An 11,886-nucleotide genomic window follows, 5' to 3' on the forward strand; every position below is an offset into this window, starting at 1 on the left:
ACGAGAAGCCATAGATTCAGAAATTTACCGCCTTGGGAATCCCCCTCGTGAGTCAGCATCACTGGTGGTTGGTATAATACCGATCGATGATGCCAGACATTCCCGACACCATCAGACGATGAAAATCGTCTCGCTCCGCCCCAAGATTGAAGCCTGTGGACAGATAGACGCCGAGGAAATCCAGCTCGTCTCCGAAAATTTCGAAATGCTTTTGGAAGTGGAAGCGCTCCGAAAAGTAATGAAGGAACGGGATTTCCTCATCGAGCATATCGGCGATGCAACAAAGGTCGGCGATATGCATCGCTGGAGCCAGCTTGTGCCCGTCAGGGATGAGCCCGGCTTTCGCTAGCTCGTCTTCCGATGAACTAAGAACCGACAGGTCGTCGAGCGTCAGCGATATCCGAATGATTTGATCGACCTTTTCCGCATCTAAACTGAGAGACTGCGTAATCCTGAGGCTGTCCGTATCACCCGCGCGCGCCGCGACGATGTGGCTGGCCAGACGCTCGGATTGAATCGATGGCGCGACCACCATGTCGCTCAAATGTCGCTTAAGCCGGTCGGGCGCACCCCGCAGCCCCTGAGGGGTCAATCGATGAGATTTCGCCTCAGCAAGGAACACCGTTCTGTCGACCACGGCGATGATATCCGTTTCGAACTGCTGAATACCGGCCGTCCATTTTGCATTTTTTGTGATTGCTGCCGTAGGCAGGACCGATCGGATCACCGATTCCGTTTTATCTTCGAGATAGGTCGCGCGACGATCCGACAAATCGTTTTCGATCTTCGCTGAGGTCGCGACATTCCACATGATCTCATTAATGTGGCTGAAGATCGCCTGCGGCATAACGAACATATACCTGCCTCCCAGATAAATTCCGGGGCGAGCCCAGACTGGATTGGAGAGAAATATGTGTTCGATTTTATGGTCGGCTAGTTCTCCTGGTTCGATCGAAAGCATCCGCAATATGCGCTCGACCCGTTCTTCCTCCTTACCCGTCATCGCGGCAATTTCAGCGGCGGTAACGGACATATCCGCTGAATGCCGCAGGTCCGCATGCGACATCAAGAAGCCCATAACGCCTTCACGCGAAGTTCCTTCCGGTATCGCACCGAGCAAGCCCTCTGGAGTACCGACGAGATCAGGCAACTCTCGGAAATAATTTTCAACCATAGTCTTGCCATCTCGCGCGCTGAGCACCCGCTTCAATGCGTTCATGTAGTCGTTACCGCGCTGCTCGATCGTCGTCAGGACGCTCTCGGACACTTCGAGAATATCGCTGAAGGTATATCCCGCCGCCGCCTCCAGTTTAGCGTCCAGCGACGAGTACAACTCGCGGCAAATCTGTTTGACCTCGCTGAAATATCCCCAGTTTCTGACCGCCTGTGTGTGCAGCCTGATTTTCTCCTGAAGCGCCATCAGGGCCTTTTGGCCGTCATCCACTTCGTCTGCTTCAGCGATCAGGCGGCGTTTGAAAATCGTATCGGATATCTGCGGCACGCTATCGAACACGGTCTGCAAGACGTCGGCCGTGGAGGGAGCTTCGCCCCATTGGGCAACTGGTAAGGTGAGAGCTATGCCCTGAAGCAGCTCGATGTGATGCTGCTCGATACCTTTAGTCAGCGTCCGAGTTTCGCCCTTGTTGTTTATCGCCGCGCGAGTGCCGTAAAAGGCGAACGTCGCTATGACGCTTTCTGGCATGCGCTCTTTCAGGACACCGAACAATTGATCGAGAAGGGCCGGATATTTCTCAACGTCCTCGCGGGCGGATTTGAGGATGGCCTGCTTGAACTCCTCGTGTCGTTCCCCGATGCCCAAATCCATTTTCTGAAAGACTATCTTATTCGGACTACCAGGCGGCGGCGCTGCGATCCGCCCTTTAGGCTTTCGCCCCCGCGATTTTGGCATCACTTACTCCCCCGCTACGATCTCCGTCTCGTCTGCTGCACCCGACAAAACATCCACCCGCCTTGTGTTTGGGCGCCGTGCGGACATAGAGCCTCGTAGCTGGAGGCCCGCAAAAACCGGGTAGTTTGAGGCAGGTCGCCGTGGCGCGGACCGCCTCCTATGCTGCCCGGCCATAGTGGGCGCGCCGCTGGTCTTTTCCGGCGTCATTTTGAGCGGTTTGCCCCCGATCCTCCGGGTTTCAGGCAGAGTCATCCCATGCTTTCGCGGCTTTCGTGGAAGATCAGCCGGTTGAAGTTATAGGCCAGGTTGCAAAGGGTGAGCTTCGCTTCGACACGGGCCAAGCCGATGGTGCGGATGAACAGCCCGAACCGGTTCTTCTGATGCGCGAAGACATGTTCGACATGGGCCCGGATCGACGACTTTGCGGCGTTGGCCCTGGCGATCGCTCTCGGCATGGGCTTGCCCTTGGGTTTGCGCCGGTGAATTCGGGATGTGAGCATCCGATCAGACAACCACCTCTCGTTACGCTTCGAGCGATAGGCGCTATCAGCCCAGACCTCGGAGCTGGTGTTATCGGTGCTCACGACGTGGCGAAGAAAACGCCCATCCGCGGCCGATGCAGAAGTGACCGCCATCTCCCGGATGAAGCCATAACGCCGGTCGATGCTGATATGCGATTTGTAGCCGAAGACCGGCAGGGCAATCATGGGCAACGGCGTGCCGTCCTCGCGATGACGCACCTTGCCGCCGATCTTGAGCGTCCAGCGCGCATCGGTGTCCTTCTGCGCAGCCTTGTTCGGCTCGTCTGGCCAAATCTCCTTCGCGCTCTTGCCCGACTTGATCGCCTCGCGTTCGCCCTCGGTATTGCGTTGCTTCGGCGCGGGCACCAGCGAGGCATCGACAATCTGCCCGGACATCGGGATGTATCCCTTCTTCTGGAGTTGCCAGTCGAAGGCCTTCATCACCCGCTTAAGCGTTCCGGTCTCGGTTAGACGGTTGCGGAAATGCCGGATCGTGTTCTCGTCCGGCGTGCGGTCTCCGAGCGACAGCCCAAGGAAGCGTAGCCAACTCAGGCGATCCCGGATCATGAATTCCATCCGTGCATCCGAGAGGTTGTGCTGCGCCTGCAGGATCAACGCCTTGAACATCATAACCGGATCGAACGCCGGTCGGCCGCCCTTGGCACCATCGCCGTAGCCGAGCCCCTCAACCAACCAGGCGCGGAAATACTCGAAGTCTACCGTCTGCTGCAAAACCTCGAGCGGATCGCCCTCCTTGCTCAGCGCATCGAGATGGTCGCTCAAACTGAACAGGGACTTGGGATCCACAACGGTCCTCCATGATCGCTCCCGATCAATGAATCACCACCGCCGCCGAAACGCCACCGGTTTTTGCGGGTCTCCAGCTGGGATGTCAGCTATCTAGCTGTCGTTGCTCCAGAACCCGTCCAACGAGATGTTCCAGTCCGCTAGTGTGGCTCCAGCCTGCGAACGTCGGCTTCGCAGCACCCAGAAATTTCAATTGAGCGGCGGGAATTGGCGCAAGACGGCCGGCTGCTTTTCAGGTCAGCCAGCTTCAAGCCGCCCGACGAACGCCCTGATCCCCTCGACCGGCACCAGTGTCGCGCTACCCAGCTTGAGCGTCCTGATCTCGCCCTCCGCGATGAGCTCATAGAATTTGCTGCGTCGGATTCCCAGCATCCGGCAGGCATCAGGAATGCGCACGGTGATCGGCTCGATCCTGTCCTGCGGCGGCAGGCCCGTGTTCTTCAGCGGTCGATGGTCACGGCTCATTGCAAACTCCTCAGCTTTCGCGTGATGGGATCGTCGGTTGCCGGGGCAGCCTTGCCCGCGAACCGATCGGCAATCTCATCAATCAGTTCGGCGAACAGCTTGGCACCTTTAGCCTGCGCGGCGGCGTTCACCGGGGTCATGGCCCCGGTGGTGAGCTGATGCCGGACCATACGCGCCAGCACTTCCCAGACCAGCGCCTGGTTGCGCCGCAGCCAGTCGATGTTGCGCTCGATCCTGGTCAGGCGAATGCCAATGGCCTCGTCGGACTTCGGTGCCTGCCGCCGGTTGAACCAGGCATCGAGCGCTTCGACGAGAATTTCCGATCGTGCCCGGCCCGAACTTGCCGCCAGATGCTCGAGCCGCCTGCTCATCTCCTCGGGCAGGAACAGTTGATGCCGGGTCTTGTAGCTCTTCATGGGGTAGCCTGTTTGGGATGTCCGGTGGCAGCGGACCAGCCCGGCGCAAGGGGGGACACAGAAGCGATCCGCTGCCATGGACGAGTATCGCTGTCCGGCTTCTGTTTGGGGATGGAGCAGATCGGCCCAGATCGGCCCGGATTGGACTCACATGCCGCCGATGCTGGGACCGCCGCGGCCCCGGCCGATGGTCCAGCTGATCGGCCGATCCTCGCGCATGAGCCCGGAAAGCTGCTTCCCCACATGCCGCTCCAGCTCGTCGCGCCAGGGCACCAAGGTAAATTCATAGCTGCGCTCGATCAGAGCGAACCGCCCGGAGGTCATGTTCACCTTGCGCGTGAGCGTCCCTTCCACCCGCTCGCCCGGCACGGTTTCGGCAAAGGGCAGGCCCAGCTCCTTCGACAGCTGCCCCGCCACGGCCCGCACTTCGCGCTCCCGAAGGATGCGCAGCAGATTGCGGCGGTAGATCACATCATTGCCCTGCCGCTCGGCCAGTTGCTGCTCCACCAGCCATTGCTGGCGCAGCGCCAATGCCTTGCGCACCTCCTGACCATAGCCGCTATTAGCGATGGGCGCTTTGTCGATGGCCGTCAGCTCACGGTCCAGCCAGGTCGCAGCATGGATGCCAGTCTGCTGGAGGATCGGCGCTGCTGACAGCATCTCGACCTTCACCGGCTCGGCCCTGAGCTTCCTCTGCTCATAGGCGCGCACGGTGTCGAGATGATCGGGACCGATCTTCCATGTCCCGTCCGCGTCGCGTTCCGGCTTGCCGGTCGCCTTGCGGATGGCTTCCAGCCGCCGGACATGGGTCTGGGCAAATTCTTCGGTCGCCATGGCGTCATGGGAAAGGTGGATGTCGACGCTGTAACGCCCAGCATAGGCCTGCGCGATCTCCGCAACGGTGCGGTCAACGATGCGAGGTTCGGCCTGCCTCGGCATCAGGCTCACCATGCCACCAATCGGCGTCGGCTCGGCGCTGGTGCCGATATCGACATAATGGCTGCGCCCGTCGATGCCGTCGACGATGAGGTAGCGCCGCTCATGATCGTCATCGGCAGCGCCCCGTTTCACTACCTTGCCGATGACCGGTTCTGTCATCTGTGAGGCTACACCGTCGACGCCATGGACGACATAACGTTGGGCATCGATGTGGGGCGCTTCCTTCTCCTTCGTCATCTCCCGGTGCATGAGGCGGATGATGTCGCCGCGCATGCCCATATCGGTCAGCGTCTGCTCCATCTGCGGAGAGAGCGTCCAGGAGAGCGGCCCGGCTTGTTCCGCCAGGTCCATCCGCTCCAGCACCCGCGCACGGGCGACCAGCAGTTGCTGATGGCCGGGATCGAGCGCGGCTTGTCCCTCCATATGGCGCAGATCGATGACATGATCCTTCGCCTGGGCCAGCATCATCCGGTCGAGCCGGGTCAGGCGTTCAGCATCGACCTCGCGTTCGAGTTGCTGGCGCACCTCGATCTCGCTTTGCGGACCCAGGGATCGGGTCATGATTTCCGATGCCCGGTAGCGGATGGCATGGGCGATATAGTCGCCCGCAATATTGAGGGTCTTGCCGTCCTCGGTGATGCCCCGGATCAGGATATGACTATGGGGGTGTCCCGTGTCGAAATGATCGACCGCCACCCAGTCCAGGGTCGTGCCCAGATCCTCTTCCATCTTCGCCATCAGGTCGCGGGTGACATCGCGCAGATGATCGAAGGCCGGACCATCCTCGGGCGCGACGATCAGCCGGAACTGGTGGCGGTCGTCCACCCCACGCTCGGCAAAGGCACGAGCATCGGCTTCATCGGCAAAGGTCGAGTAGAAGCGTCCGCGATCTCCCTCGCGGCTGACGCCGTCGCGTTCGAGATAGCGCAGATGTGTACCCACGGCACCCGCCTTGCCGGCGAGCTTCACCACCCGCGCCTTCACCGTCACGCGGCGGGGCCGCACGCGCATGCCGCGGCCCCGGTCGAAGGACCAGCCCGAGCCACGCGGCACGGCGGCCGCGATCCGGGCGCCGCGGCCCCGCGCATTGAAGCGGCCGGTGCGGGGACGAGCACCGCCACCAGCATCGCCCAGCCGGCGTGGATTGCCGCCGCGCCGCGCCACCTGCTTCATGATTTCCGACCGCAGCCTCGGCGCACGCGGCGGGCGGGCGCTGTCGCGCCGCGAACGCCCGACGCGGGGCTCGAAGCTATCGTCATCCTGTGCCATCATCGAGGATATGGCGAGGACAGCCCCACGACCTCAAGTATCTCGCGCAAAAGTCACGCTTTTCCGCAGCTTTGCGAGCAAGCAGTGCCGGTTCGATCTCCTCAGGGAGACAGGCCGTCTCCAGCAAAAAGGATGTGCAGACAAGGGCTTGGCCGGGCAGATGCGACGAAGCGTGCCGGCCTTTATCTTGCGCGCATCTCCCTACCCGGCACCTCTTCCTTATGTTCCCCATATGTTCTATTCTCGGGCCCATTCCGATTCTCAGGGAAAGGGCCAGGCATGGGCGTGCAGATCGAGGCAATGGATGGCGGCAGGCTAAGGCTCAGCGGCGATGTCGGGGCGATTCTCGACCTGCCCGCCAGCGCCGTGACGGATGGCTTTTCCTTCGCCTTTTCCGACGGAACATTGCTCAAAGGCCATCATGATATTGGCAGCGGGCGCTGCCATTTTGCGCTCGCGGTGGAAGGGCAGGCGATCATCAGGATCATGCGCGAAGGGCGGCATGATCGTGCGCGGATCGACGGACAAATCGCGTGGATGACGCTCGCCTGCGGCAGCAGGACGCTGTGCCCGATCCATGCGAAAGCGCAGGATGACGGGCGGCAGTTGGTGCTGGATATCGAATCGAAAGAGGCGGCCTAGAGGCCAGATTGAAGTGAGAGATTATCGCGGCAGATGGCTTCCGTTCGATGTGGACCGGCCTTACTCCTGAGCCACATAAACATCCCTGTCGAAGTCCCGCATCAGGGCAGTGCCGACCGGTGCGTCAATCCACCGCAGCCAGCTATCGTCTCTATTGAGCACGGCTCCCAACGCTACATAGGAAGATTTCCGCGCTTCCATATCCGCATCGGATGCTGAACCTTGCCGGCCCCGGATACGCCAACCACTATCGGGATATGTGTCGCCATCCTGCTGCATGTCGGGTTCTTCACGATAGATGAACTCGACCGGCTCTTCCCCGTCGAGGATGCAATCGTCGACGAGGCATCTGTCCCAATATTCCTTCTGGATTGGGCTGACGGGCGCTGTTTCGGGGTGCTCCCACTCGATAGCCAAGGCATGATGACGCTGGAAAACCACTTCATTGCCCAGCACAAGCGGGGATGTTGGCTCATCTGGCTGATTGGCGAGGGTGCCGCGAAGAAGATCGCCGTCCGCCTTCGTCACAGTCACCCACATGCGTTCCGCCGCCCATTTCTCCGTGTCATGCGGATAGTCGAACAAGAGTTTGACGAGATCGTCTGGCCTGATCGCCGCCAGTTCGTTCGCGGTGGGGAGGAAAAATGTATAGGGGGCGTTAGCCGCAAGGGGGCGAGGATCGGCCACGGTATAAGAGGGTGACGTGGCCTTTCGGGCATGCCGCACAAGATAGAATAGTGCCCCCGCCGCCGCGCCGCCTGCTGCAAAGAATGAGGTGTTATAGATGGCGATATAAGCTGAGAAACCTCCGCGAAGGGCCACCCAGCCTAAACCCAGGACGACCGGAAACACCATGGCGACCATCCCGATGAAGGCATGGTTGCGCAAAGTGGGCGAGTATTGTTTCCTGAGAAACCACCAGAGCGGGATGCCGAACATCGATCCGAAAATGTAGAAGGTCAGGCAGATCGCGACAAACATCGAAGAGGGATGTTCGAAGACACCCGTTCCTGCCTTCGGCCAGATGGTGACCACAATGGCTTGAAATAGTGCCGCTGGGAACGGCGCCAGCAGGAAGGCCGCTATCGATCGGAACATCGCCACCCCAATAAAACATTAATCCTCACGCGCCTGAGGTGGGCGATAGTCACGCCGCCCGGGCGAGAGTTTCGATGCGGCTTTCGCAAGCCTCACGGACGAGGTTTTGCAGCAGGGCGACGCGCTGCGCGATCCAGTCGAGTTCTTCCTCGGTGATGCGATAGACACGCGAGTATCTGGCCTTAATGTAAGCGTCCCGCAGCAGGGAATAGCAGCGCTTCTCGAACCGGGTTTCACGTGGCCAGACGGCTTTGAGCGACGGCTCCAGTTCCTCGGCCAGATCGCGAAGCCGGTTCAGATTATGGCTCTTGGGGCTTTATGCCGATCCACGAACTATGCTGATAGGGTGCAGCTTTCCCATCGTCACCAACGCGTTAGCGGCTATCGGAGCGGCATAGTTTCCGGGCTGATCCACGGGAGGGGCTTGCTACTTCGATCGCAGGCAGCGACAATCGAACGATGCGCCACGACGTCGATCACCTACCCTCAGTCCAGCAGGAAGAGTTGGCGCGCGTGCGGCAGATACTCATGGACGAGTTCGCGGTCGCGATCTCGCGCGCGACACAGCCGTGGAAGAAGAACGGCAAAATCCTGAAGGTCGCGCTGTTCGGCAGCTATGCCCGCGACGACTGGGTCGATGAGGCGGCGACCGGCTACCAATCGGACTTCGATATCCTGATCGTGGTGAACCACAAGGACCTCACCGACATTGCCGAATACTGGTACGCCGCGGAGGACAATATCCAGCGCGATGTCACGATCGCGCGGCCGGTCAACATCATCGTGCACACGCTCGACGAGGTGAACGAGGGGCTGACGCGCGGCGAATATTTTTGGGTCGACATCGCCCGCGACGGCATCGCGCTGTACGAGCTGCCCGGCTCGACGCTCGTAACGCCGCGGCCACTGACCGTGACCGACGCCTATGAGATGGCGGGCGCCTATCTGGCGGACTGGCTGGGGAAGGTCGACGCGGCCCTCGAGGGGGCGGCGTTCTACCTCAGCAAAGGGCATCACAAGGACGCCGCCTTCACGCTGCATCAGGCGGCAGAGCGGGCCTACACCTGCTACCTTCTCGTCCGTACGCACTACGTTCCGCGCTCGCACAACCTCAAGTTCCTGCGCTCGCTGGCCGAAGACAAGGAACCGCGGCTGGTCGAGAGTTGGCCGCGGGCGACCAAGCTCGACCGGCGCCGCTTTGAGTTGGCGAAGCGGGCTTACGTCGAGGCCCGGTACTCGACCAGCTACGAGATCGGCATAGACGATCTGCAGGCTATCACGAACGCGGTCCGCCACCTGCGCGATACGGTCGAGGCAGTATCGCGCGAGTGGATAGATGGGCTGCGAGTGAAAGCCGGTGTCGCATCATAGTCCGTCGAGGAATGCCAGCAGGCGATCGCCAGGCTGGTATCGCCCGCCCTTCTGCCCATCGAACGGCTTGATCCTTGCCAGCGCCGCCTCCTTCAGCGCGAGGTGGGCATGCAGGTAAACTTGGGTGGTCTTGATCGACTCGTGCCCGAGCCAGAGCGCGATGACCGAGATATCGACGCCCGCCTGGAGAAGTTCCATCGCCGCGCTGTGCCGGAGCACGTGCGGCGTGACGCGCTTGCGGAGAAGTGACGGACACTGTTGCGCAGCAGTTGCGACATGCCGGGCGAGCAGGCGCTGCACGGCGTCGGCGCTGAGGTCGCCGCCGTGTATGTTGGGAAACAACTTCGTCGATTCTCGCTGTCCCACCTCCTTCATCCAGGCCGCGAGCGCATGACGCGTCTGCCGGGTCAAGGGGGTGCAGCGCTCCTTGCGGCCTTTGCCTAGACATCGGACATGCGCGCCCGGTCCCAGCACCGCCGCGTCGCGGTCGAGTTGGATGATCTCTGAAAGCCGCAGGCCCGTCTGGGCGGCGAGGTGAAGCAGCATGTGATCGCGCCGACCGATCCAGCTGCCCCGATCGGGCGCAGCCAGGATGGCGTTAATCTCCGCACGCGTCAGGAAATGCACCTCGCGCTTGTCGTGGAGCTTGCCCGGGATCGCGAGCACGCGCTGGATCTGGCCGGCATGAGCAGGCTCTTCGAACGCAACGAAACGGAAGAAGGCGCGAATGGCGGTCAGTCGCAGGTTGCGCGTCCTGATCCCGATGGACCGGCTCACTTCGAGATCATCGAGGAAGGCGCCGATGAACGGGGCGTCGAGATCGTCCAAATCCAGCCGGGAAGGCGGCTTGCCCAGCTTCGCCTGCGCGAAGGCGAACAGTAGCCGGAACGTATCGCGATAGGATGCGATAGTGTGCTGACTGGCGTTGCGCTGCTGCATGAGGCGCTGGGTGAAGAAGCGCTCGATGAGCGGCGGCAAGGTCGCGGACCCGGTCACGATCCCGCCTCCCAGCGTGCTTCGAGAAGGCCGACGGCCTCCTCCATCAGCTCGGGATAGGCCGAAAGATACCAATAGGTATCGCGGATCTTGCTATGGCCCAGATAGGTGGCGAGCGTCGGCAGCAGGTGCTCGACGTCTTCACCCGCCCGATACCAGCGCACCATGGTGTTGACGGCAAAGCTGTGGCGGAGGTCGTGGATGCGTGGTCCCCTGCTATGTGGTTCGGGATCGCGCAGTCCGATCCGTCGTAGTACGGCGAGGAACACCCGATGCGGGTACTGATGCCGTAGGGGTCGGCCTTGTCGCAGCACGAAGAAACGAGGACTTCTGCGGCAGGCGGGACACTCGTCGCGCCGCGCAACGTAGTCAGCGAGAGCCCGTGTGGCGGTCGGATGCAAGGGGACGAGCCGCACCCTGCCGCCCTTCGTCATGCGCAACGTCAGGATCCCGGCCTCGAGATCGACATCGGCGCGCCGGAGGTTCATCGCTTCGCCGATGCGCATGCCGGTGGCCGCGAGCAGGCCGAAAAGGCAACGATAGGTCCAGCGGTTGATGCCCTTTGCCAGACCCCAGTGCAAAGTGGCATCGAGCAGTCGTTCGATCTCTGCCTCGGTGTAGATATAGGCGCGGGCGCGCTTGGGAGACCGGAATATCCCGACCGGCGGCGTCTCGGTGCGGGGCTCGATGTTCGTGAGATGCCGGGCAAACCCGCGCACCGCCGACATCCGCTGCGGCCAGGATGTACGTTCGAACTGGGTAACCCAGGCCATGGCAAGCTTGCGCGTGATGACCGTAGCCTGTGCCGCCTTCATGAACGTGACGAACTCGCGCAAATAGCCCGCCTCCCGATCGTAGCGATAGCCAAGCCCACGCCGCATGCGCAGATAGCGAGAGAGCGCCCGATCCAGCGCGCTCATTGATCGCCTCCCAGCCAGGCGTGGCCCAGCGCGCGCAGGCTGCCAATATCCACCTTCGCATAGATCCGGGTCGTGTCTGGCTGCTCGTGGCGCAGGAGCTGGCCAATCTCGGTCAGCGTCGCGCCTGACCGCAGCAGCCCGGTCGCCAGGCTATGGCGGAAGGCGTGCGAACCGCGATGGGCGATGCCGATGACGCCGGCTCGCGCGATCGCCTTACGCGCGACAGTCTGGACACTGGGTGCCCCCTTGAACCCGGCATATGGCGCTACCGTGAGCAGGAACAGGCGCCGGCTGTCCGACTGCGGGCGTCCATCCTGCAGATAGTTGGCGATCGCCGCACCGACGTCGGGCGGCAGCGGCATGGTCGCCGTCTTGCGTCCCTTGCCGTGAACCGTGAAGTGGCCCACGCGCCAGTCGAAATCATCGAGGCTGAGCCTCGCCACCTCTGTCGCCCGCAACCCCAACCGGGCTAGCAGCATGAGGATCGCATAGTCCCGTCGCCCCATAGCCGTGCCTTGATCGCAGCCAGCGAG

Annotated in this window: 11 protein-coding genes; 2 read left to right on the top strand and 9 right to left on the bottom strand. The window is 61.7% G+C overall.

Features of this window, described 5'->3' with window-relative positions; genetic code table 11:
- Window positions 1–58: 58 nt before the first annotated feature.
- The 5 genes from AAC640_RS17935 to rlxS form a co-directional block, all read right to left on the bottom strand.
- Window positions 59–1,825 carry a hypothetical protein gene (locus AAC640_RS17935; protein WP_340268754.1) on the bottom strand — a complete coding sequence of 589 codons (1,767 nt, stop codon included), beginning with the start codon at window positions 1,823–1,825 and terminating at the stop codon, window positions 59–61.
- Window positions 1,826–2,157: 332 nt separating this feature from the next.
- Complete coding sequence (locus AAC640_RS17940; RefSeq protein ID WP_340268756.1) at window positions 2,158–3,237, bottom strand: transposase; 1,080 nt, start codon at window positions 3,235–3,237, stop codon at window positions 2,158–2,160.
- 237 nt (window positions 3,238–3,474) lie between these two features.
- A complete protein-coding gene (locus AAC640_RS17945) occupies window positions 3,475–3,702 on the bottom strand; it encodes a helix-turn-helix domain-containing protein (RefSeq protein WP_340268758.1) in 228 nt (75 codons plus the stop codon).
- Window positions 3,699–4,118, bottom strand: a complete 420-nt coding sequence (locus tag AAC640_RS17950; RefSeq protein ID WP_340268760.1) for a hypothetical protein — start codon at window positions 4,116–4,118, stop codon at window positions 3,699–3,701. Before AAC640_RS17950 ends, AAC640_RS17945 begins: the two co-directional genes overlap by 4 nt.
- A gap of 147 nt (window positions 4,119–4,265) precedes the next feature.
- Window positions 4,266–6,329 carry a relaxase/mobilization nuclease RlxS gene (rlxS, locus tag AAC640_RS17955; protein WP_340268762.1) on the bottom strand — a complete coding sequence of 688 codons (2,064 nt, stop codon included), beginning with the start codon at window positions 6,327–6,329 and terminating at the stop codon, window positions 4,266–4,268.
- Between the two features lie 276 nt (window positions 6,330–6,605).
- Here rlxS and AAC640_RS17960 point away from each other — a divergent pair, with 276 nt between their 5' ends.
- Complete coding sequence (locus tag AAC640_RS17960) at window positions 6,606–6,968, top strand: hypothetical protein (protein ID WP_340268764.1); 363 nt, start codon at window positions 6,606–6,608, stop codon at window positions 6,966–6,968.
- 60 nt (window positions 6,969–7,028) lie between these two features.
- On the opposite strand, the gene AAC640_RS17965 is transcribed toward AAC640_RS17960, so the two are convergent.
- Window positions 7,029–8,066, bottom strand: coding sequence for an immunity protein Imm33 domain-containing protein (locus AAC640_RS17965; protein ID WP_340268773.1), 1,038 nt, complete (start codon window positions 8,064–8,066; stop codon window positions 7,029–7,031).
- A gap of 459 nt (window positions 8,067–8,525) precedes the next feature.
- Here AAC640_RS17965 and AAC640_RS17970 point away from each other — a divergent pair, with 459 nt between their 5' ends.
- The gene (locus AAC640_RS17970) at window positions 8,526–9,437 is read left to right on the top strand and encodes a HEPN domain-containing protein (RefSeq protein WP_340268766.1); all 912 of its coding nucleotides are present in this window, start codon (window positions 8,526–8,528) and stop codon (window positions 9,435–9,437) included.
- Here the strand turns inward: AAC640_RS17970 and AAC640_RS17975 are convergent.
- The 3 genes from AAC640_RS17975 to AAC640_RS17985 all read right to left on the bottom strand — a co-directional run.
- On the bottom strand, window positions 9,432–10,433 hold the full coding sequence (locus AAC640_RS17975) for a tyrosine-type recombinase/integrase (RefSeq protein ID WP_340268768.1): 1,002 nt from the start codon (window positions 10,431–10,433) through the stop codon (window positions 9,432–9,434). The genes AAC640_RS17970 and AAC640_RS17975 overlap by 6 nt on opposite strands.
- The gene (locus tag AAC640_RS17980) at window positions 10,430–11,353 is read right to left on the bottom strand and encodes a tyrosine-type recombinase/integrase (protein WP_340268770.1); all 924 of its coding nucleotides are present in this window, start codon (window positions 11,351–11,353) and stop codon (window positions 10,430–10,432) included. Before AAC640_RS17980 ends, AAC640_RS17975 begins: the two co-directional genes overlap by 4 nt.
- On the bottom strand, window positions 11,350–11,886 hold a 537-nt coding region (locus tag AAC640_RS17985; protein ID WP_340268771.1), incomplete at its 5' end, for a site-specific integrase. The genes AAC640_RS17985 and AAC640_RS17980, both read right to left, overlap by 4 nt.

The sequence above is a fragment of the Sphingobium mellinum genome (assembly GCF_037860795.1).
Taxonomy (GTDB): Bacteria; Pseudomonadota; Alphaproteobacteria; order Sphingomonadales; family Sphingomonadaceae; genus Sphingobium; species Sphingobium mellinum.